This window comes from Paenibacillus sp. H1-7, assembly GCF_022354825.1.
Lineage (GTDB): Bacteria > Bacillota > Bacilli > Paenibacillales > NBRC-103111 > Paenibacillus_S.
Genome location: NZ_CP031168.1, coordinates 5,465,317 through 5,487,425 on the forward strand (window position 1 = coordinate 5,465,317; position 22,109 = coordinate 5,487,425).

Annotated in this window: 21 protein-coding genes, 3 tRNA genes and 2 rRNA genes; 6 read left to right on the top strand and 20 right to left on the bottom strand. The window is 47.8% G+C overall.

Annotation, left to right across the window (positions count from 1 at the left end; all coding sequences use genetic code 11):
• Positions 1–10 precede the first annotated feature (10 nt).
• The 5 genes from DVH26_RS23915 to DVH26_RS23935 all read right to left on the bottom strand — a co-directional run bounded on the left by DVH26_RS23915 (position 11) and on the right by DVH26_RS23935 (position 6,668).
• Positions 11–1,474, bottom strand: coding sequence for a PTS transporter subunit EIIC (locus tag DVH26_RS23915; RefSeq protein WP_239626217.1), 1,464 nt, complete (start codon positions 1,472–1,474; stop codon positions 11–13).
• Between the two features lie 66 nt (positions 1,475–1,540).
• Complete coding sequence (locus DVH26_RS23920; protein ID WP_239626219.1) at positions 1,541–2,035, bottom strand: PTS sugar transporter subunit IIA; 495 nt, start codon at positions 2,033–2,035, stop codon at positions 1,541–1,543.
• Positions 2,036–2,063: 28 nt separating this feature from the next.
• On the bottom strand, positions 2,064–2,921 hold the full coding sequence (locus DVH26_RS23925; protein WP_239626221.1) for a PRD domain-containing protein: 858 nt from the start codon (positions 2,919–2,921) through the stop codon (positions 2,064–2,066).
• Between the two features lie 495 nt (positions 2,922–3,416).
• Complete coding sequence (locus tag DVH26_RS23930; protein WP_239626222.1) at positions 3,417–4,346, bottom strand: aldo/keto reductase; 930 nt, start codon at positions 4,344–4,346, stop codon at positions 3,417–3,419.
• A gap of 93 nt (positions 4,347–4,439) precedes the next feature.
• Positions 4,440–6,668 carry a PAS domain S-box protein gene (locus DVH26_RS23935; RefSeq protein ID WP_239626224.1) on the bottom strand — a complete coding sequence of 743 codons (2,229 nt, stop codon included), beginning with the start codon at positions 6,666–6,668 and terminating at the stop codon, positions 4,440–4,442.
• Positions 6,669–6,831: 163 nt separating this feature from the next.
• Between DVH26_RS23935 and DVH26_RS23940 the strand changes: the two genes are divergently transcribed.
• From DVH26_RS23940 to DVH26_RS23950, 3 genes are all read left to right on the top strand, one after another.
• Entirely contained in the window at positions 6,832–7,149 is a 318-nt protein-coding gene (locus tag DVH26_RS23940; protein ID WP_239626226.1) for a hypothetical protein, read from the top strand.
• Between the two features lie 223 nt (positions 7,150–7,372).
• Positions 7,373–7,543 (top strand): hypothetical protein, encoded by a 171-nt coding sequence (locus tag DVH26_RS23945; RefSeq protein ID WP_239626228.1) that lies wholly within the window; start codon positions 7,373–7,375, stop codon positions 7,541–7,543.
• A gap of 114 nt (positions 7,544–7,657) precedes the next feature.
• A complete protein-coding gene (locus tag DVH26_RS23950) occupies positions 7,658–7,828 on the top strand; it encodes a hypothetical protein (protein WP_239626232.1) in 171 nt (56 codons plus the stop codon).
• Positions 7,829–7,952: 124 nt separating this feature from the next.
• Here DVH26_RS23950 and DVH26_RS23955 read toward each other — a convergent pair.
• The 5 genes from DVH26_RS23955 to DVH26_RS23975 all read right to left on the bottom strand — a co-directional run bounded on the left by DVH26_RS23955 (position 7,953) and on the right by DVH26_RS23975 (position 13,072).
• Positions 7,953–8,026, bottom strand: a tRNA-Arg gene (locus DVH26_RS23955).
• Positions 8,027–8,032: 6 nt separating this feature from the next.
• Positions 8,033–8,117 (bottom strand) — tRNA-Leu (locus DVH26_RS23960).
• A gap of 10 nt (positions 8,118–8,127) precedes the next feature.
• Positions 8,128–8,213: transfer RNA gene (locus DVH26_RS23965), tRNA-Leu, on the bottom strand.
• Positions 8,214–8,361: 148 nt separating this feature from the next.
• Positions 8,362–11,283, bottom strand: a 23S ribosomal RNA gene (locus tag DVH26_RS23970).
• 256 nt (positions 11,284–11,539) lie between these two features.
• Positions 11,540–13,072: ribosomal RNA gene (locus DVH26_RS23975) — 16S ribosomal RNA — on the bottom strand.
• Together the 16S and 23S rRNA genes with 3 tRNA genes alongside form the textbook arrangement of a ribosomal RNA operon.
• Positions 13,073–13,558: 486 nt before the next feature.
• Between DVH26_RS23975 and DVH26_RS23980 the strand changes: the two genes are divergently transcribed.
• Positions 13,559–13,711: a hypothetical protein gene (locus tag DVH26_RS23980; protein WP_239626234.1), complete on the top strand. Its 153-nt coding sequence runs from the start codon at positions 13,559–13,561 to the stop codon at positions 13,709–13,711.
• A 63-nt stretch (positions 13,712–13,774) separates the two neighbouring features.
• Here the strand turns inward: DVH26_RS23980 and DVH26_RS23985 are convergent, their stop codons facing one another.
• The 5 genes from DVH26_RS23985 to DVH26_RS24005 all read right to left on the bottom strand — a co-directional run bounded on the left by DVH26_RS23985 (position 13,775) and on the right by DVH26_RS24005 (position 15,469).
• Positions 13,775–14,158 carry a spore germination protein GerPE gene (locus tag DVH26_RS23985; RefSeq protein WP_239626236.1) on the bottom strand — a complete coding sequence of 128 codons (384 nt, stop codon included), beginning with the start codon at positions 14,156–14,158 and terminating at the stop codon, positions 13,775–13,777.
• A gap of 2 nt (positions 14,159–14,160) precedes the next feature.
• Positions 14,161–14,340 carry a spore gernimation protein GerPD gene (locus DVH26_RS23990; RefSeq protein WP_239626238.1) on the bottom strand — a complete coding sequence of 60 codons (180 nt, stop codon included), beginning with the start codon at positions 14,338–14,340 and terminating at the stop codon, positions 14,161–14,163.
• A complete protein-coding gene (gene gerPC, locus DVH26_RS23995; RefSeq protein ID WP_239626240.1) occupies positions 14,321–14,953 on the bottom strand; it encodes a spore germination protein GerPC in 633 nt (210 codons plus the stop codon). The genes DVH26_RS23990 and gerPC overlap by 20 nt, the downstream gene beginning before the upstream one ends.
• Before the next feature lie 73 nt (positions 14,954–15,026).
• Positions 15,027–15,233, bottom strand: coding sequence for a spore germination protein GerPB (locus DVH26_RS24000; protein WP_239626243.1), 207 nt, complete (start codon positions 15,231–15,233; stop codon positions 15,027–15,029).
• Positions 15,230–15,469, bottom strand: a complete 240-nt coding sequence (locus DVH26_RS24005) for a spore germination protein (RefSeq protein ID WP_239626245.1) — start codon at positions 15,467–15,469, stop codon at positions 15,230–15,232. Before DVH26_RS24005 ends, DVH26_RS24000 begins: the two co-directional genes overlap by 4 nt.
• A 153-nt stretch (positions 15,470–15,622) precedes the next feature.
• Between DVH26_RS24005 and DVH26_RS24010 the strand changes: the two genes are divergently transcribed.
• Positions 15,623–16,087 (top strand): Hsp20/alpha crystallin family protein, encoded by a 465-nt coding sequence (locus DVH26_RS24010; RefSeq protein ID WP_239626248.1) that lies wholly within the window; start codon positions 15,623–15,625, stop codon positions 16,085–16,087.
• Positions 16,088–16,125: 38 nt separating this feature from the next.
• Entirely contained in the window at positions 16,126–16,464 is a 339-nt protein-coding gene (locus DVH26_RS24015; RefSeq protein WP_239626250.1) for a L,D-transpeptidase, read from the top strand.
• Positions 16,465–16,528: 64 nt separating this feature from the next.
• Here the strand turns inward: DVH26_RS24015 and DVH26_RS24020 are convergent, their stop codons facing one another.
• The 5 genes from DVH26_RS24020 to DVH26_RS24040 form a co-directional block, all read right to left on the bottom strand.
• Positions 16,529–16,978, bottom strand: a complete 450-nt coding sequence (locus DVH26_RS24020; protein WP_239626253.1) for a YlbF/YmcA family competence regulator — start codon at positions 16,976–16,978, stop codon at positions 16,529–16,531.
• 39 nt (positions 16,979–17,017) lie between these two features.
• Complete coding sequence (miaB, locus tag DVH26_RS24025; protein WP_239626256.1) at positions 17,018–18,493, bottom strand: tRNA (N6-isopentenyl adenosine(37)-C2)-methylthiotransferase MiaB; 1,476 nt, start codon at positions 18,491–18,493, stop codon at positions 17,018–17,020.
• Positions 18,494–18,605: 112 nt separating this feature from the next.
• Positions 18,606–19,175 (bottom strand): phosphate propanoyltransferase, encoded by a 570-nt coding sequence (gene pduL, locus DVH26_RS24030; RefSeq protein ID WP_239626259.1) that lies wholly within the window; start codon positions 19,173–19,175, stop codon positions 18,606–18,608.
• A gap of 131 nt (positions 19,176–19,306) precedes the next feature.
• Complete coding sequence (locus DVH26_RS24035; RefSeq protein ID WP_239626261.1) at positions 19,307–20,173, bottom strand: 2-oxoacid:ferredoxin oxidoreductase subunit beta; 867 nt, start codon at positions 20,171–20,173, stop codon at positions 19,307–19,309.
• Positions 20,161–21,912 carry a 2-oxoacid:acceptor oxidoreductase subunit alpha gene (locus DVH26_RS24040; RefSeq protein ID WP_239626263.1) on the bottom strand — a complete coding sequence of 584 codons (1,752 nt, stop codon included), beginning with the start codon at positions 21,910–21,912 and terminating at the stop codon, positions 20,161–20,163. Before DVH26_RS24040 ends, DVH26_RS24035 begins: the two co-directional genes overlap by 13 nt.
• Positions 21,913–22,109: the final 197 nt, after the last annotated feature.

Sequence of the window (22,109 nt, forward strand, 5' to 3'; positions counted from 1 at the left end):
TAGGGATAATTTAATCACTTGCATGCATTAGCTTTTTGATTTCATCCTTTAACTGATCCGACTGTGTTCCAAAAATCACTTGAACCGCGCCGTGCCCGAGCCTCATAATCCCCGATGCCCCCAGCTCCTTCAGCTCCTTGTCATCCACCAGCTTATCGTCTTTGACAACAAGCCTGAGTCTGGTGATGCAAGCATCCACGCCACCTACATTATCGGCGCCTCCGATCGCCGCCAGCACCTGCTCGGCTTTGTTGCGCATTCTCTGAATAGGCGAGATATAAGCAGCGGCTGCCGATTGGGGCTCGTCTTCTCTTCCCGGCGTTTTCAATTGGAGTTTACTGATTAAGACGCGGAACAGCACATAATAAATAATACTAAAGCCCAAGCCTACAGGAATCAAGAGCAGCGGGCGTGTCGCCAGTGGATAATTGAGCAAATAGTCAATGAGTCCTGCAGAAAATCCGAAGCCGAGCTTGATGCCCATATAAGCCGTTACAGCGCCGGATAGCCCGGTCAGGATGGCATGAATAGCATACAGCGCCGGAGCTGCGAACATGAAAGCGAATTCAAGAGGCTCGGTAATGCCGGTCAAAAATGAAGTTAACGCCGTTCCTACGAAAACAGACGTAATCATCTTTCGCTTTTCCGGCTTGGCCGAATGAATGATCGCTAGCGCCCCTGCAGGCAGGGCAAACATCATAATAGGAAAAAATCCGGTCATAAATTGGCCAGCCGTTTTATCTCCGCTAAAAAACCGGTACAAATCTCCGTGTACAATCTGGCCCGACGCATTAGTATAATCGCCGATTTGAAACCAGGCTATCGAGTTGATAACATGGTGCAGCCCGAATGGAACGAGCAGCCGGTTCGCCGTACCGAAGATGAAAGCCCCGACGGCCCCTAATTCCGTAGACCATCTCCCGAACGTATTCAGTCCATGCTGTACGGTGCCCCATATTAAGCCTAGAGCGATAGCGACAACGACCATGGCGAATGAAGTAATGATCGGAACGAACCGTTTACCTCCGAAAAATCCGAGCCACTCCGGCAGCTTCATCGTATGGTATTTTTTGTACAAATACGAGGCAAGTAAGCCCGCAATAATTCCGCCTATAACCCCTGTGTCCAGCTTCTCGTCGGAACCGATAAATTCCGGAAATGCAACCGGCATCTTCGACAGCACGGTTATTAACACTTGATAGGCAATTACAGCCGAGAGCGATGCCGTCGCCTCCCCGATCAATCCGATCGTAATGCCAACCGCGAACAATAATGGGAGGTAGTCTAGGATAGCCGAACCTCCTGCCAGCAGGAAAGGAGCGACATATTGGTTGAGAAATCCCCCGACATGGTCACCCAAATGAAAGTCGTTCACATAGTCTATAGCACCGAATCGGCGCAGCAAAGCCGCCGCAGGCAAAGTCGCCACCGGCAGCATCAGCGCCTTCCCTATTTTTTGTAACGAAGCGAGCAATGGCGCCAACTCCTTCTTCAATGGAATACCCGTTTCATACCTTCAGTATGGCTGGTACCCGATCTTTTATAAGGCTATCGTCATCAATTGGGATTCTCCTGCCTTAACCTCTCTGTAGGAACCGTCCACCCGCCCGCCGAAATCATCATTGACAACGACAACGGGCGTCACGGCCGAGTAACCGGAATCCCGGATATGAGCAATATCGAAGGTAATCAGTGTTTGGCCTAGCCTCACCTTGTCCCCTGCGCCAATATGAGCGGCGAAGCCTTCTCCTTTTAACGCTACCGTATTGATACCGACATGAATTAACAGCTGCAGCCCTGTCTCATGCTGGATAATCAGGGCATGCTTGGATCCAATCAAGTATACCACTACCCCGTCAAAAGGCGCTACCAGCTTGCCTTCACTAGGTTCTATCGCCATACCCTCTCCCATATGCTTTCTGGCAAAAGCTTTGTCCGGAACTTCCTCGAGAGGCAGCGAGCGTCCCGATAGCGGAGATTGAACGGACAACAGCTGCCGGTTCGATGTGTTGGAACGGTCATGTCGTGAATGCATAGGGATCCTCCTTGCTGACTTCAGCGCGTCATGATGAATAAACCTGAAACAACCGGTATAAGTGCATAACCAGAAAGCCCGTCTCGTCGTCCGGAATATCCGTCTGCAAATGATGCTTCATAATTTCGGTCAATTGAAGAGCCAACTGGTACTCTTCCTTGTGCTTTTTCTTCATTTCTTTTACATAAGGATTTTTTACGAGCTTCTTCTGCATGATGCGCTCCAAGGAAAATCTCAGGTGCGTGACGAGTCTCACATAGTCCATACTCTCTTTCGGAATATGAATCGATCGGACAGCCTCTATCATCTCGACCATTTCGTTAATGACGTTGGAAAACTTGACCAATTGTCCTACCGGAACGTTCGTTACAGCAGAATGGACATGATACGTCAAAAATCCGACTTCATCCTCCGGAACGTCGATTTGAAATTTGGCGCGGATCAGCTCCGCCGCTATTTTGGCAATTTCATATTCCTTGGGGAAAAATACTTTCGTCTCATATAGAAACGGATTGACGATATCCATCCCGTTCTTTAACCGGTGGATTGCAAACTGGATATGGCTTGGCAGCGCGAAGTACACTTTATTGTTAACAGGCGTCGTAAAATGCTTCTGAATATTATCAATTATTTGTTCGGATATTTGGATTACCTCTGGGTCAATCTCCTCCAGAAGCGATTGGTATTGACTCAGCTGGTCACGGTCATCCAACCGAAACCGCTTTTCGATACGAGGGTCTTTGGCATCGATGAACCCGGACGTTTTGCAGCCGAATCCGATCCCTTTCCCTAGCAAAACATACTCCCTCTCGGTCCCCATCTCCTTGACCAGAATCACATTGTTCCCGATCACTCTTTCAATGCGATGGTTATTCTCTGATTTCACCGATGAATCACCGCCTAACTTTGTCCATATGGATACTATACTCAAAAAATAACAAAAAAAGCCAAGAAAAGATTTCTAAACAAACAGAAATCTTCTCCCGGCTCATGCCCGCATCATCGGTAACACGCCAAGTGATTCACTACAAGTATCTTATCGGAAGAAACCGCTTTCGTCAATAATGCAGTGTTAAAAAAAAGATTTTCTTGCATTATCTTGATGGAGATGTTATGATGTAAAGAATGTATCATTCCGAAGCAACCTCGAAACGTAATTCCCCATCCGTTTTTCGTTGTTTTTCCGCCTATAAAAACTTTCAAATTCCCAATAACCCTAATGAATTTGTTGTAGGTTTACTGATTCACACTGGCGCGGTCATCGGAGCCGCAAGGACAAGAGAGAGGTAGGGCTTTTGTTGTTTTAGGATACCACAGTTTTTTTGCTAGTAAAACAGAGTGGTTGCAAGTTGAAGGATACATGATAGAAAGAGCTCATCCCTTATGCGTCGATACTGGCGATAACTTTACGGCTCACAGCATTCAGAGCGTCCAGCTCATCCTGGCTCAAGACGATATCGGCAGCTTCGATGTTTTCCTGCATATGCTTAATGCTCTGGGAACCGACAATGGCCGTGGTCAAAGCTTCCTGATGCAGCAGCCAGCTGATGGCGATTTGCGATATCGCTTTTCCATGCTGATCGGCGATTTGCTTCAACAACATGATGAGCTCTTTTTCTTTTTCTAGATGGTCGGGCAGAAACAGTCTGCGCGTGCTTCTGAAATCGTTTTCATCCAGCTTTTTTCCGCCCAAATGGAAGGCACCGGTTAATATTCCTTTGGCAATCGAGCTGTAGCTCATGATCGAAATCTGATGTTCCAGACAAAATGGAACGATTTCCGCTTCAATCCCGCGGTGCAGCAAGCTGTACTCCGGCTGAATGACATCGATTTGTGCGAAACTCAACGCTTCTTTGAGCTGCTCCAGCGAGAAATTCGATACGCCGATCGATCGGATCAGCCCTTCTTCTTTCAGCTTATTGAATTCTGCTAACGTCTCTCCCACAGGGATTTCAAACGAAGGCCAATGAATATAATAAATATCGATATAATCGGTTTTCAATCTACGCAAGCTGTTCTCAGCGGAAGTTCTCACATCTTTTGCAGCGAGATTAGCCCTGCTGACTTTGGTCGAAATGATGCATTGATTCCGTTTTCCTTCCAGAGCAGCGCCAACGATTTCTTCGGAATGGCCGTTGCCATAGCCTTCAGCCGTATCGAACGTCGTAATCCCCATATCGAAGGCCGCCTGAATGGTCTTGATATTGTTATCGTCGCTTGTAAACTCCCACGGACCGCCGCCTAGCTCCCAACAGCCGAAAGTAATGGGAGTCACTTTTAGATCGCTTTTACCTAATGTAATCTGTTTCATAGGGCACACTCCTATCTCCATTGTTTGTTTATGCAGAGCACCTTGTATAGCTTACCATGAATATCCTATTAGTTAAAGCGAGTGGGCAGAAGGTTAGGACGTTTCCTGACCGAAATCACTGCCGGAATGAAGAGGAAGCGTAATATCGACCGTGGTCCCTTCATCGATTTGACTTTGAATGTCGATCGTTCCTTGGTGCGCCTCAATAATTTTGAAACACATCATCAGGCCTAAGCCTGTTCCCTTCTCCTTCGTCGTATAAAAGGGTTCGCCCAGAAAAGCAAGCCGGTCCTGCGGAATTCCTGAACCATTATCGTTAATACGGACTTTGATTTTATCCATTTGAAGATAAACGGCTACTTCCACCTGGCCGCCATTAGGCATGGCCTCGATGCAATTTTTCAACAAATTAATAAACAACTGCTTCATTTGCACTTCAGAGCAGTAAAGCATGATCGGATCATCCGACAAGCTGACCATAATTTGCACATTATTCATTGTTGCTTCCGGTTCGATTAATTGAATGACCGTATGAACAATTTGATTCAAGGAATACATATCGTAATGAACCGCTTGCGGCTTGGCTATAATAAGAAATTCACTAACAATAAAATTTATCCTGTTCAGCTCGGAGCACATAATATCATAGTAATGCTGATAGTTCGGGCCCTTCTCGTGCATCAGCTGCAAAAATCCTTTTAAAGAAGTCAGCGGATTCCGAATCTCATGCGCCAATCCCGCGGCCAGCTGCCCGACAACCGAAAGCCGGTCCGATTTGCGCAGCAGCTCCTCCGTTTTCTTGCGCTCGGTAATATCCCTGGAAATCCCCGCCAAAGCAATCGTTTCCCCGGCCGCATTTTTGATCGGAGAAATCGTTAGGCTCACAAAGAGCTGACTTCCGTCCTTATGCATTCGAACAGTCTCATAGTCGGTTATTTCCTTGCCTTCCAGCACCTGATCGGATAGCTGCTGCATTTCGGCATCATAGTCGTCCGGAATAATAGGCAGCCGCTTTCCCTCCACCTCATCTTGTTTCCATCCGTAGATTTTCTCAAATGCATCGTTCACCTGAAGCACGTTCGAGTCTAGGTCGATGACTTCAATCGCATCCGACGTGTTGGAAATAAACGATTCCAGCATCTCCTTCGTCGCTCGCAAATCTTCCTCGGTCTGCTTGCGCTCTGTAATATCGATACAGGAGGCTATGACCTCGACAACCTGGTCGCCGCGCTTAATAGGTCTCAAGGAAGCGATATATGTGATTCCGTTCATTTGGCCTTCGTACAGGACATGCTCCTCACCGCTCCAAGCCCTTTCATAATACAACTCCTTGTCTAAGGCTATTGACAGCGGCATAAATTGTTTTAATTCCCTCCCCACAATTTGCTCCGGACTAAGTCCCAAGCGATATACCAGCTCCCCATCGCATAACGTATGTATATACCGGCCGTTCATTTTTCTGAATTTGAAGGTCATCCCCTGCTGCTTCTTCACGACATCCTGCAAGTCCTGCTGGAGTCTCAGGAGCGATTCCTTTGTTTTCTTATGCTCGGTAATGTCACGTGCGATGATATAGAAGCCGACAATTCTGCCGTCCACAATGATCGGCACATCTTTGGCGCCAAGATGTACTTGGTTTCCCATCCGGTGGATTAACGTTATTTCGTGGTTGTACTGGTCGTTCTCCATCCCGTTCTGATTAATCAACAGATGATCTTTATCTCCTGCAATTAACGATTTGAAGGAGGTGTGGAGCAGCTCGCCGGAATCGTATCCGATGATTTTTTCCATGGAGGGATTAATACTGTCGATTTTCCCTTCGAGATCCAACGAACAAATGCCTGCAGGATTGTACTCGATCAAAGAAAGGTATTTTTGTTCTAATTGCTTGCGCAGGCTAATATCCTGAATTTGTGCTATCGTATACATCGGATTCCCGTTTGGGCACCGTACAAGGGACACATGAAGCAAAATCCATATCACATTGCCTGCTTTATGGTAAAAGCGCTTCTCCATTTGATAGCTGTCCCATTCACCGAGCAGCAGCCGATTGGTGTTTTGCAGATTCATGTCGAGATCATCCGGATGAGTCAAGCTTTGATAATCGGTTGAGAGCAGCTCTTCCTCCGAGTACCCGATAATGCCGCAGAGGGCCCGGTTGACTTTTAGCCATCTTCCGTTCAGATCAATCAATGCCATTCCGATAGCGGCATAATCAAAAGCATTGCGGAATAACGTGTCATTTACAACCAGGGACGCTTCCAATGATGAGTTATGTCGATCCCCGGTATAACCCCCACGTTCGTGTTGCGGTTCATTCATGGCAACGTACCTCATTATCCGATTATTTTTCAAGAATACTACATACATGTTCTTCAAAAAAAGATCTTTTCCTTCTTCTTCTGTAACTTTTTACTAGAGAATGAAGGCAGCGGCGTCCAAGTTTTTTTCTTTATGATTTGATTTCTAAGGAGGGACAGTAAGTATGGATACGCCAACCAACAACACGTATCAACCCCCGCTAGGACAACATGCGGCTGCGACTTTATCGCAAGCCCCTGTCGTCAGTGTAAAGCATTGGATGCTAACGTTTATCCTTTGCGCCATTCCGATAGTCAATATTGTGATGCTTTTCGTATGGGCTTTCGGTGACGGAACAAATCCCAATAAAAGAAACTATGCAAGAGCCTCATTACTGCTCGCGTTGATTTTTATTGTTCTTTATGTCGTATTCCTTGTATTATTTGTTGCCATTTTTGGCAGTATGGCCTTCTGGCCGGAGTTATCCGGTGCTAATATGTAATTAGGTTAAAACATGACCGGTCGAACCTTTGCCCTCAGTAAATTACCGTCTATATGCGCTAAATGAAATAATTCCACTAAATAACAGCGGCTGCAAGGAGCACTCCGGCGGATGCCCCCTGCAGCTTTTTTTTCTGTTCTATGGGTCGCGTATAACGCTGCGATGAATTAGAAATAGTAAACGGACAAGCCAACCGATTCAGGAAAAGAAAGGAGAATTCCCGATGGCAATCGAATCTTCTTCCCGCCAGTCCTCTTTATCCTCAACGAGCGGACAAGATGTGACCAAGGAGCAGCTGCAGGATGTGTATGCGGCCGGAACGAGCGACGGAAAGGTGATGCTGGACAACGAGGTCGTTACGATCCCCAATGAAGGCTATGAGGACAACGACTAGTCCGTTCACAATAATTTCCAGTAAGAGGGACTTTGGTTTCGGAAAAAAATAGGAATGTTCTTAAAGACAAAGAGGAATACTGTTATTTAGAGTAACCAACAGGAGGTGATCCGGATGGCAGAGAATCAAAATAACGCGGTACAGCATGGTCTGAATGCAGCGCGCTCCAATGCTGACAATTCTGAGCAGCAGGAGCAAGTGGAGCAATTGTCCTCTTTGCTGCAAAGCAATGCAGGTGATGCTGCAGCGACCTCTTCTGCGTTGAATGACGAGGAGTCTGAATAAGTTCATTCGTTCTGGGCAGCAGTGTGGCGGACAGAAAAACATTTCTTTCCGCTGCTGCGGCCAAGCTGATACATGAAAGAAAAAACCTACAATCCAGGGATTGTAGGTTTTTTCTTGAAAGGTACGTGCCCTGAGAGATTCGAACTCCCGACCTTTTGATTCGTAGTCAAACGCTCTATCCGGCTGAGCTAAGGGCACAAGGTATGCAGTCGAGAGGACTCGAACCTCCACGGGGGGTTAGCCCACACGGACCTGAACCGTGCGCGTCTGCCAATTCCGCCACGACTGCATGAATGATATGGTGCGGTTGAGAGGACTCGAACCTCCACGAGCGTACGCCCACTACCCCCTCAAGATAGCGTGTCTGCCATTCCACCACAACCGCACAATGATACTCAAGGTAACTTGCACCCTGAAAACTAGATACGAAACGATGCGTATTGCGAACAATTATTTGTTTAACCGGTTTGTTTCCGGGCCCCGAGAAAGGTTTCGGATTACGCTACAGCGCTTCACGTCACTTTCTTGGGATTTAGGTTAAGCCCTCGACCGATTAGTATTCGTCAGCTCCACACGTTGCCGTGCTTCCACCCCGAACCTATCTACCTCGTCGTCTTCAAGGGGTCTTACATACTGGGAAATCTCATCTTGAGGGGGGCTTCACGCTTAGATGCTTTCAGCGCTTATCCCGTCCGTACGTAGCTATCCAGCCGTGCTCCTGGCGGAACAACTGGTACACCAGCGGTACGTCCATCCCGGTCCTCTCGTACTAAGGACAGCTCCTCTCAAATTTCCTACGCCCACGACAGATAGGGACCGAACTGTCTCACGACGTTCTGAACCCAGCTCGCGTACCGCTTTAATGGGCGAACAGCCCAACCCTTGGGACCTACTTCAGCCCCAGGATGCGATGAGCCGACATCGAGGTGCCAAACCTCCCCGTCGATGTGGACTCTTGGGGGAGATAAGCCTGTTATCCCCAGGGTAGCTTTTATCCGTTGAGCGATGGCCCTTCCATTCGGTACCACCGGATCACTAAGCCCGACTTTCGTCCCTGCTCGACCTGTTTGTCTCGCAGTCAAGCTCCCTTATGCCTTTGCACTCTTCGAATGATTTCCAACCATTCTGAGGGAACCTTGGGGCGCCTCCGTTACTTTTTAGGAGGCGACCGCCCCAGTCAAACTGCCCACCTGACACTGTTCCCCGACCGGATCACGGCCGCGGGTTAGAACTCCGATACGATCAGGGTGGTATCCCAACGTCGCCTCCACACAAGCTGGCGCTCATGCTTCTTAGGCTCCCACCTATCCTGTACAGATCGTACCAAAGTCCAATATCAAGCTGCAGTAAAGCTCCATGGGGTCTTTCCGTCTTGTCGCGGGTAACCTGCATCTTCACAGGTATTAAAATTTCACCGGATCTCTCGTTGAGACAGCGCCCAAGTCGTTACGCCATTCGTGCGGGTCAGAATTTACCTGACAAGGAATTTCGCTACCTTAGGACCGTTATAGTTACGGCCGCCGTTTACTGGGGCTTCGGTTCATAGCTTCGGGTTGCCCCTAACCACTCCCCTTAACCTTCCAGCACCGGGCAGGCGTCAGCCCGTATACTTCGCCTTGCGGCTTCGCACAGACCTGTGTTTTTGCTAAACAGTCGCTTGGGCCTTTTCACTGCGGCCCCCTCGGGCTATTCACCCTACCGAGGCACCCCTTCTCCCGAAGTTACGGGGTCATTTTGCCGAGTTCCTTAACGAGAGTTCTTCCGCGCGCCTTAGCATGCTCTGCTCGCCTACCTGTGTCGGTTTGCGGTACGGGCACCTTCTCCCTGGCTAGAGGCTTTTCTTGGCAGCCTGAACTCATGACCTTCGCTACTGTAATTTTCACTCCCCATCACAGACCAGCCTTACGATGTGCGGATTTGCCTACACATCAGCCTCTCTGCTTGGACGGGCATCCATCAGCCCGCGTCACTATCCTTCTGCGTCACCCCATTGCTCATAACGGTTCACGGTGGTACAGGAATATCAACCTGTTGTCCTTCGACTACGCCTTTCGGCCTCGCCTTAGGTCCCGACTTACCCTGAGCGGACGAGCCTTCCTCAGGAACCCTTAGGCTTTCGGCGGACAAGATTCTCACTTGTCTTTTCGTTACTCATACCGGCATTCTCACTTGTATGCTGTCCAGCGCTCCTTACGGTACACCTTCAACCTACATACAACGCTCCCCTACCAGAACAGATTTATCATCTGCAATCCATAGCTTCGGTGGCGTGTTTAGCCCCGTTACATTTTCGGCGCAGAGTCACTCGACCAGTGAGCTATTACGCACTCTTTCAATGGTGGCTGCTTCTAAGCCAACATCCTGGTTGTCTGCGCAACTCCACATCCTTTCCCACTTAACACACACTTGGGGACCTTAGCTGATGGTCTGGGCTGTTTCCCTCTTGACAATGGATCTTAGCACTCACTGTCTGACTCCCGGGATAAAGTATGTGGCATTCAGAGTTTGACTGGACTTGGTAACCCTTGGCGGGCCCCGCACCCAATCAGTGCTTTACCTCCACTACTCATCTCCCGAGGCTAGCCCTAAAGCTATTTCGGGGAGAACCAGCTATCTCCGAGTTCGATTGGAATTTCTCCGCTACCCCCACCTCATCCCCGAATTTTTCAACATTCGTGGGTTCGGGCCTCCAGTGCGTGTTACCGCACCTTCACCCTGGACAGGGGTAGATCACACGGTTTCGGGTCTACGCCCACGTACTTCGTCGCCCTATTCAGACTCGCTTTCGCTGCGGCTTCGGCTTCTCACCTTAACCTTGCACGGGAACGTAACTCGCCGGTTCATTCTACAAAAGGCACGCCATCACCCATGAACGGGCTCTGACTTCTTGTAAGCACACGGTTTCAGGTTCTATTTCACTCCGCTCCCGCGGTTCTTTTCACCTTTCCCTCACGGTACTGCTTCACTATCGGTCACTAGGGAGTATTTAGCCTTGGCAGATGGTCCTGCCTGCTTCCCACGAGGTTTCACGTGTCTCGCGGTACTCGGGATCCGTCTAGCGATACGTTGGTTTTTAGCTACAGGACTGTTACCCCCTATGGTGAGCCTTTCCAGACTGCTTCGCCTAACCAACTTTTCGCACATTGACGTCCCACAACCCCAGAGGGCAAGCCCTCTGGTTTGGGCTGTTCCGCTTTCGCTCGCCGCTACTGACGGAATCACTTTTGTTTTCTTCTCCTGAGGGTACTTAGATGTTTCAGTTCCCCTCGTATGCCTCTACACACCCTATGTATTCAGATGTGAGTAACTGAGAATTACCTCAGCTGGGTTCCCCCATTCGGACATCCCCGGATCAATGCCTGCTTACGGCTCCCCGAGGCGATATCGTCGTTCGCCACGTCCTTCTTCGGCTCCTAGTGCCTAGGCATCCTCCGTGTGCTCTTATTAGCTTAACCTTGCTAATACACTTTGTTTGCTCTACGCAATTCATTTCGTTATCTAGTTTTCAAGGAACAAGCTTGGTTCATTCAACCTGTCTCAATGACAGGAAGAATATCTTATCATGCGGTTAACCTCGATGCAAGCATCAAAATCTTCCAACATGGTTTGAGAGTTTGTTGTCCTCTCAAAACTGAACAACGAAGTGAGTGTTAGTTTGTGCAACCGAAGTTGCTTATGTCCGATGACCTACAGTCATCATGGACTCCATAGAAAGGAGGTGATCCAGCCGCACCTTCCGATACGGCTACCTTGTTACGACTTCACCCCAATCATCTACCCCACCTTCGGCGGCTGGCCCCTTGCGGTTACCCCACCGACTTCGGGTGTTGTAAACTCTCGTGGTGTGACGGGCGGTGTGTACAAGACCCGGGAACGTATTCACCGCGGCATGCTGATCCGCGATTACTAGCAATTCCGACTTCATGCAGGCGAGTTGCAGCCTGCAATCCGAACTGAGACCGGCTTCTAAAGATTGGCTCCACCTCGCGGCTTCGCTTCCCGTTGTACCGGCCATTGTAGTACGTGTGTAGCCCAGGTCATAAGGGGCATGATGATTTGACGTCATCCCCGCCTTCCTCCGGTTTGTCACCGGCAGTTACTCTAGAGTGCCCAACTGAATGCTGGCAACTAAAGTCAAGGGTTGCGCTCGTTGCGGGACTTAACCCAACATCTCACGACACGAGCTGACGACAACCATGCACCACCTGTCTTGGGTGCTCCGAAGAGGGCGTCTATCTCTAGACGTTTCACCCAGATGTCAAGACCTGGTAAGGTTCTTCGCGTTGCTTCGAATTAAACCACATACTCCACTGCTTGTGCGGGTCCCCGTCAATTCCTTTGAGTTTCACTCTTGCGAGCGTACTCCCCAGGCGGAGTGCTTACTGTGTTTACTTCGGCACCAAGGGTATCGAAACCCCTAACACCTAGCACTCATCGTTTACGGCGTGGACTACCAGGGTATCTAATCCTGTTTGCTCCCCACGCTTTCGCGCCTCAGCGTCAGTTACGGTCCAGAAAGTCGCCTTCGCCACTGGTGTTCCTCCACATCTCTACGCATTTCACCGCTACACGTGGAATTCCACTTTCCTCTCCCGCACTCAAGTCATCCAGTTTTCAGTGCGATCCGGGGTTGAGCCCCGGGCTTAAACACCAAACTTAAATGACCGCCTGCGCGCGCTTTACGCCCAATAATTCCGGACAACGCTTGCCCCCTACGTATTACCGCGGCTGCTGGCACGTAGTTAGCCGGGGCTTTCTTCTCAGGTACCGTCACCCACAGGGCAGTTACTCCCCATGGCGTTCTTCCCTGGCAACAGAGCTTTACGATCCGAAAACCTTCATCACTCACGCGGCGTTGCTCCGTCAGACTTGCGTCCATTGCGGAAGATTCCCTACTGCTGCCTCCCGTAGGAGTCTGGGCCGTGTCTCAGTCCCAGTGTGGCCGATCACCCTCTCAGGTCGGCTACGCATCGTCGCCTTGGTAGGCCGTTACCCTACCAACTAGCTAATGCGCCGCAGGCCCATCTGCAAGCCACAGGTTGCCCCGTGTTTCATGATTCCCTCATGCGAGGAAACCAGCTATCCGGTCTTAGCTATCGTTTCCGATAGTTATCCCGGTCTTGCAGCCAGGTTGCCTACGTGTTACTCACCCGTCCGCCGCTATCCCCGAAGGGACCGCTCGACTTGCATGTATTAGGCACGCCGCCAGCGTTCGTCCTGAGCCAGGATCAAACTCTCCAATAAATTCCCCCAAAAAGTGAAGTGAACCTGCCGAAGCAAATTCCTATTACTTTTCGGGGACCCCACGAAACCATGAGGTTATTACCAGAGCTTGTCTTAAGCTCAAAATTCAATGCTAGCGAGAATTTGCATTCTCTATTTAACACTCACTCGTTGTTCAGTTTTCAAAGGACAATCGTTTCTTTTTTCGATCGTTTTTGAATTCTCATTAACGACCGGAATTTCAATATATCACATTTCACTATCACATTGCAAGCTTTTTTTGTGGAATATTTCATAGGCTTTACAATTTATTAATTTTTGAAAAGTGACAGACTCATAATATATCACGTTACTGCTATAATTGCAACTTTTTATCTAGACTTTTTTCTATCAGGTATCATTAGATGACCGTTCATGAATAAATATAGAAAATGGCTTCTTCTTCCTTATATAAAGGATTTTTCTTATGGACACAATAAAGGTATATCGATATTGGAGGTAGTTACAGTGAACCAGCATTTTACTTTAGCCCATTTGGATCCCGATGTATTAACCGAAATTCAGAAGCTTGAACAAAAACTCCGCACCGTTGCTAATGAAAACATCGTTCTGATCGCCTATTCGGAGCAGAAGTCCATTGGCGATAAACAGCAGGCTTAAGTGAAATAGCCGAGGCTTCCTGCCGCTAACAATAATTAACGCTCAGGAAGCCCCTATCGATGTTCAGTCCTGCTTTTTATCCACAGCAGTATTCATTTGACGAATACGCTTCACTCTTGACACCGCTTCGATCCTCTCATTTTGCCCTATCTGTACAACTCCTGAAGTAGATACGCTAAGTATCCTTACTATCCCGACTTGAATGTAGTCACATTCATTATGAACGCTCATCGTAACGGGCTCATGTATAGTTACTTCCGGAATTTCACGAGAGTACGAAGCGTATGCGTCCATATCGACTTCATTTCCGTTATCATGCGCCACCTCGCGCTGAACATTCAGTACTTTAGCTTCCGGCTGCACGGTCTGGTTATCGCCGATTTGCAATATAGAGCCTTGAGAAACACTGTTGACTTTTAAGAAACGAACTAATGACCAGCGTACCATTATTATTTCGCCGGTGACACAGGAGCCGACGCACCGACAATCAATGACTCAGGCGGCGTATCGTACAATGAGGATAATACGATTTGCTCAGTATCCCCTATCAGAACGACCGATGAAATCGACACTCCGGCAATCTTAATCTCTCCTACGCATAGCTCTTTATTATTTACTTGAAAGTTCATCTTTCTCCCCATCCTCTTTCGGCATTTTGCTGAAGTAGCTTTCGATAGCTGCAATCAAATCGTGTTTCGTCCGGAACAGCACGGAATCTTTTATAGAACTAAGCTGATCTACGGTCGCCCCTTGCTCCAATTGCTTCAAATAATGCATCATTCTTTGCCCCATCTGCTTTCCGAGATCATTCTGTATCATTTTCCGGTGCCATGGATCCAATTGAACTCCGGTCCGCTCCTCGAGATCTTCTATCTTCTTAGGTACGTCCTTCTGAAGGTACGCTTGAAGCTCGCTATTAATCTTCTCCTGTAGCTCTGAAGTAGGCTGAGCAGGCTTATCTCCTGAATCCGTACCCGACTTCTGCTCTACCTCTACCGCCATATCTTCGACCGTCTGAGGAGTGAGTCCTATATTCAGTGTGCCGTCGAGCTTTTCGACCTTTAATTGATCAAATTTATATTCAATTTTGTCAATATGAATTCGTTTTTGATCTTTCCATGAGTTTAATTCCGTTTTGACGGAATCGAGCTCTTTTTCCATTGTGTCAATCTTTCTGGACTGGGCTTGGATAAATCGATGCAAGTCTTGGCAGTACTGCACCCATTCGTGCCACGTTGACATAGCCTCACCACCCTTCCGTAACAGGTTATGCAGCTTGGTATGTCTGGGTGTATGCCCATACTGCAATTTTCCTTCAACTAGGATTTGGGAGCGGAACTAGTGCTGCAGTTTCTTCCGAAGATCCGGACTCCGGGGCTGGCCCTGTGAAACCTCCCGAATTATATAAATTGGAAAGCGGCTTAATCATCCCTGCACTGCCGATTTGCAGAACCGATGAGTTGGATACGCTGTCGACCCGCAGCTGATGGATTACAATATGCTGATTGACAATCAGATTCATCCAGCTACCCCCTGATTTCCGACATTCTTTTGAATAGAATCAAATAAATCCGGATCGTTGGTATTCGTATTGCTGATCGCGTTATTGGTAGTCGGAAGATCCCCAATATTGAATGAGCCTGCCCCTGCATAGGTTTTGGAAGTGCTTTGAGGAGACAGTTGCACGGCATCGCCTATCTGCACGATAGAGCTGGGCCCGACGCTTAGAATTTTGATATTACCGACAATCGATGGCATAAGCGATCTCCTTTGTTCTTCTTACTGTCATTGTATGTAGTTATGAGCCTATTGCTACTTTCTGCTCCGGTGCATTTCATGAGGTGTGTCACCCGAATCGCTCTTTACATATACTGAGTTGAACTTCAAGTAGGCAAATGGAGGTGGAAGACGATGAGCCGCGACGATAGCTTGAACCAAGCCCGGTGGGAAGCACTTGAATCGATACTTGGATCCAAACTCCCCGCTCTGCCTTCCAAGCAACAGATGGAGATGTGGAAAGATACTTCATGGGTCGGAGATTATGTGGAGAAAGTGCTGGAGAAAAGCATTCCCAAAAAGTGGGGGGGTCATGAGCCGAATCCTTCTTCGAAGCATACGGCTGAGGTATTCGAGACGCATAATTACGTCATTGTGAAGCTGAAAATGAACGACCAAGCGAATCCGAACGTTAAGATAAGGACAGATCAAATCAAAATCGAAGGCTTAGTGAAAAATAAAGCGCAGATTATCAAGCTCCCTTGTCATGTTATTCCTAGTGGAAGCAGAGCTTCCTATAAAGACGGAATCCTACAAATAAAAATGAAAAAGAAAAAAATCAACAAATCGTATCATGAAGTTAACGTACGCTACTTATAAGCCATTGCACAATCCATAAGAGTCAAGGTAATGAGGTGGTGCCGATGTATCGAATTATCGTTGATTTGTCTGACCGGATGCTCTATTTGCTGAACGATGACGTAGTCGTACGAGGGTTCCCTGTCGGGATCGGGAAGATATTGACCCAAACTCCGATAGGCGAATATACCATTGTTAATAAAGCCCCCAATCCCGGAGGACCTTTCGGCGTCTACTGGATGGGGCTGTCTCGCCCTCACTATGGAATCCATGGAACCAATGATCCTTCCTCTATCGGACATCTCGTTTCGCATGGATGTATCCGGATGTATAACGAGGATGTGTTAGCTTTGGCTTCACTTGTTCCTATCGGTACCCGGGTAACGATTCGAGAGTAGAGCTGCGGCGCAGCAAAAAACCACTTTGCTATTTATAATAACAAAGTGGCTCAGTGGCTATTGCTTATTTGCTTGATTCTACCGTGATTTTCTCGGAAATGCTGTCCCGAATAACGGACATTACCAGCTGAAGCAAGTAATTGATATCCTCTTGAGATTGTCTGAACTCATTGACAATAGGAATGTTGTCCAGCTGATCCTGCAGATCTTCAATTTCCTTTTCGATCTTATCGACCATTTTTTTGTTCTCAAACGATTCGAAAGCAACGATTTCCTTTTGCTTTTTCTTGATGGCGCTAATAAGCGTTTGAATTTGATCGTTCGATGAAATTTGAGATTCCGCTTTTTGGAAAAATTGAACTTCATTCGACGTCGAAAGCAGCTCCGCCAGCTCTTTGGCCTTATCTATAATATCCTCACGGACGATCATCTCCGTATTGGTGTAAGTCTCCATCCCGCTGCACTGCATTTCATTATGATCATGGTTATGATCGTGGTGATGTTGTCCCGACATGGCCGGTCACGCCCCTCAACATGTAAATTTTTCACGCATTTATTGTGCGATCGTCTCCGGTACCCATTCTCCTTTAATATACCAGGTTTGGGCATCTGTTATTTTTACCGGAACGATCTTGCCGATTAAATCTTTAGGTCCGGCCAAGTGTACAAGCTTATTCGTACGAGTACGTCCTGCCAATACGTCGGAGTTGTTCTTGCTCTCTCCCTCGATAAGAACGTCCAACACCTGGTCCTTCATGCTTTCGTTGCTTTCCTTGCTGAATTCCGCCAAAACGGCGTTCAAACGGTACAGCCGCTCCTTCTTGACCTGCATCGGCACATCGTCTTCCATGCCTGCAGCCGGAGTCCCTTCCCGCGGCGAATAAATGAACGTGTATGCACTGTCGTACTTCACTTCTTTCACGAGAGACAGCGTATCCTCGAACTGCTCATCCGTCTCCCCTGGGAACCCGACGATAATATCGGTCGTAAGCCCGACATCCGGAATCGCCCGTTTGATCTTGGCCACCAGCTCCAAGTAATGCTCACGTGTATATTTACGGCTCATCCGCTTCAAAATCTCATTACTTCCCGATTGGACCGGGAGATGGATTTGCTCTACCAGATTGCCTTTTTGAGCAAGAACTTCGATCAGATGATCGTCAAAGTCGCGCGGATGAGAAGTTGTGAAACGGACTCGCGGAATATCGATTTTGGAAATATCGTTCATCAAATCGCCGAACCGGTATTCGATATCTTCGAAGTCTTTGCCGTAAGCATTGACGTTTTGACCGAGAAGCATTATTTCCTGGAAGCCTTGTCGGGCCAAATCCCGGACTTCCGCCAATACATCCTCCGGTCTGCGGCTCCGCTCTTTTCCGCGGGTATAGGGAACGATACAGTACGTACAGAATTTATCGCAGCCATACATAATGTTCACCCAGGCTTTGATGCCTTCCCGCTTCTTGGGAAGATTCTCGACGATATCTCCTTCTTTGGACCATACCTCGATGACGATTTCTTTACTGAAAAAAGCTTCCTTCAGCAAAAACGGAAGTCGATGAATATTGTGCGTTCCGAAGATCAGATCGACGAAGGCGTGCTTTTGCATAATCCGGTTGACGACGGCTTCTTCCTGCGACATACAGCCGCATACGCCAAGCACAAGCGATGGCTTCTCCGCCTTCAAATGCTTCAGATGTCCGAGCTCGCCAAACACTTTATCCTCGGCGTTCTCACGGATCGCACAGGTGTTGAGCAGGATCACATCCGCCTGTGTGCGGTCATCGGTAGCTTTATAGCCCATTTGCTCCAGCAAGCCCATGATCGTTTCCGTATCATGCTCGTTCATTTGGCAGCCGTACGTTTGGATCAAATAGTATTTGTCCTTGCCGAATTGCTGCATATCTTCCGGAATTTCAAAGTTATAATGAACCTTGATATCTTCCTTCCCTCTCTTTTTGGCATCGGTCAGAGAAGGAGGCTGAAAATATATAGAAAAATCCTTTTCAGATCGATTCTTTGTTGTCATAAGACGTTCCTCCTGAAATAAGCTGCAAAGATCATACCTTTGATTATATCATTATTACAGCAATAATTTCAAAGAAAATCACAGCTCAGAAGGAACGAATAAACTGCTCAGCTTATGATAAAATTACCGCGACATCGCCGGTTTTCACTCCAGCCGCGTTCGCTTCATCCGTATCGATGTGCATGTCCAGAGCATATTGGTCCGATACACGGGCAATAACCTTTTCAAAAATAAGCGGCCGTTCGCCTTCCACTCGCACGGTTAGCTGCTGCTTGTCCGCAATCCCGAAGCGTGCCGCATCCTCCGTATGAAAATGAATATGGCGCGCCGCCACGATAACGCCTTCCGGTATATCTACTTGTCCGGCAGGCCCAATAACCGTAATGCCCGGCGTACCGGCAATGTTACCCGACTCGCGCACAGGCGGATTCAAGCCGAGAGTAAACGCATCGGTCCGGGATACTTCCAGCTGGGTTTTGCCTCTTGCCGGTCCCAGTATTCTTACTTTATCGAATCGGCCCTTCGGTCCGACAACGGCCACAGTCTCCTGTGCTGCATATTGTCCAGGCTGAGATAAATCCTTAAGAACGCTTAGTTGATACCCTTTGCCGAACAATTGTTCGATGTGCTCTGCCGACAAATGTATATGTCTGGCCGAAACGCCTACAGGTACTTGCTTCATCTCTTAACACCCCGCATTTTGTCATTGTTTCTATGTACCATTTCCATTATGCCAAATCTCCTCTTGATTATAACGTAAGGCAATGAAAAAAGCATACGGCAGCGCCGCATGCTTTCGTAAAGTTCATAAAATTATTTAAATTCTGCCATCAATTTCTCGAATTCTTGCTCCGTGATTTTGATGTTTTGTTTCGCCAAGGCTTCTTCTTTGAAACCAGTAACGAGGTTTTCATAGCTGGTTTTGCTTGTATCTTGATAGATCAAGCCTGTCAGCAAACCGTTAGTTTCCATGATTTTGGTCATAGCCATTACACGGTTGCTAGGATCGTAGTCCGGAGTTTCTTCCAGATCAACGATGTTCTCTTTAAACCAGTCGTATGTGTTCACTTTGTTAAACGTAACACATGGGCTGAATACGTTGATGAAGGAGAAGCCTTTGTGCTTCATACCCGCTTCGATCAAAGAAGTCAGCTGCTTCAGATTGCTGGAGAACGATTGGGCTACGAAGGTAGCACCTGCCGCCAAAGCAACTTCAAGCGGAGACAATGCGGATTCGATAGAGCCTGACGGCGTACTTTTCGTCTTGAAGCCTTCAGCGCTTCGCGGCGAAGTTTGACCTTTCGTCAAGCCGTAAATTTGGTTATCCATAACGATGTAAGTAATGTCGATGTTACGGCGGATAGCATGAACCGTGTGGCCCATACCGATCGCGAAGCCGTCGCCGTCGCCGCCAGCAGCAAGAACCGTCAATTCGCGGTTAGCCATTTTCAAGCCTTGTGCGATTGGCAAGGAACGGCCGTGTACACCGTGGAAGCCATATGCATTGATATAACCGGAGATACGCCCGGAACAGCCGATACCGGATACAACGCCCAGCTGCTCCGGCTCCAATCCTACATTGGCAGCAGCTCTTTGGATTGCGGCCTGGATGGAGAAGTCACCGCACCCTGGACACCAGTTAGGTTTAATATTATTGCGAAAATCTTTTAACGTTGCCATACTGGACTCAACTCCTGACAAAATGTAGTGATTTCTGCCGGCAAGAACGGGTTACCGTTGTATTTCAGCAAGCTTTTGATTTTATCTGCATAACCAACGTTCAATTTGATCAAGGAAGCCAATTGAGCCGTTGCGTTGTTTTCGATTACTACGACAGTTTTTGCTTTTTCCAAATGCGGCTTCAATTCCTCAACCGGGAACGGATGCAGCAAACGAACCGTTACGTGATTTGTTTTGATGCCTTGTTTCTCCAGACGTGCACGTGCTTCGTCGATCGTACCGCCTGTAGAGCCCATACCGATAAGAAGCAAGTCCGCTTCAGCATGAGGAGCGTCAACCAGAATCGGATTCGCAACTTTGATGTGCTTCATTTTATCCATACGTTTATCCATCATTTTCTTACGGTTTTCCGTACTTTCCGATGGACGGCCTTCTTGGTCATGCTCTACGCCGGTAACATGGTGGAGACCATATTTTTGACCAGGAATCGAACGCGGAGATACGCCGTCTTGAGCGAACTCGTAACGTTTGAACAATTTGTTCTCTTCCGTAGGAGGCAATTCACCTTGAACCAACCGTCCGCGGTCGATAATGATTTTATTGTAATCCAGCATCTCACTGGACTGCTTACCGAGGGACAACTGCAGGTCGGTCAGCAAAATAACCGGAACTTGGTACTTCTCAGCAATGTTGAACGCTTCGATCGTGTCGTAGAAGCACTCTTCGATAGTGGACGGGGAAAGAACCACTTTCGGAATTTCACCGTGCGTACCGTAGATCATGGCATTCACGTCGGATTGCTCTTGCTTGGTAGGAAGACCTGTACTTGGACCGCCGCGTTGCGTATCCACGATAACAACCGGAGTTTCCGTCATACCGGCAAGACCGATTGCTTCCATCATCAAGGACAAACCAGGGCCTGCAGATGCAGTCATCGTACGAACGCCGCCATAGTTAGCGCCGATAGCCATGGTTACAGCAGCAATTTCGTCTTCCGTTTGGATAACGGTACCGCCAAACTTAGGCAATGTTTTGATCAAATATTCCATGATCTCGGAAGCAGGTGTGATCGGGTATGCAGGCATAAAACGGCATCCTGCGGCAACCGCACCCAAACCGATAGCATCGTTACCGATGATGAACAGCTTTTGCTTACCGTCAGCAGGCTCCAACTGGAACTCTGGCAATGGACCGCCGTTCATTTCCAGAATGAATTCAGCTGCTTTGCGAACCGCTTCAATGTTTTTCTCAACGACAGCCGGACCTTTACGTCCGAACTCTTCTTCAACCGCTTTATTAAAAACTTCCAAAGGCAAACCGAGCAATGCCCAAGATGCGCCGGAAGCAGCCATGTTCTTAAATAGGGATGTTCCGAGCTCTTCAGCGATCGCCGTAATTGGCACTGGGAACATACGAGCTTTGATACCTTCAGGTACAACAGGATTAAATTTGGCGTCTGCTACAATTACGCCGTTCTCACGAAGCTCATGCGCGTTCAAATCGATTGTTTCTTGGTCAAATGCAACAAGGATGTCCAAGTCATCGGAAATTGCACGAATTGGTTTCGTACTAATTCTGATTTTGTTGTTGGTGTGTCCCCCCTTAATACGAGAGGAGAAATGACGGTATCCGTACAAGTAATATCCAAGACGGTTTAACGCCGTCGAGAAGATTTTGTCGGTACTCTCAACACCTTCCCCTTGTTGTCCTCCGATCTTCCAAGATAATTGGCTAATCACCGTTGTCCACTCCTTTTAATTGTCACTGACATTGCAACAGATCAACTTATGGTTCAAAGAAATTTTACAAATGGATAAAAAATTTCTTTCAGTTGTCAACCAAATTTTATGACTTTACATGGTAAAAAGCAAGTGGTTTCATCTATTTTTAAAGATAGTATTTTTAGATGATATCCATATCACAATTAGATCAATAA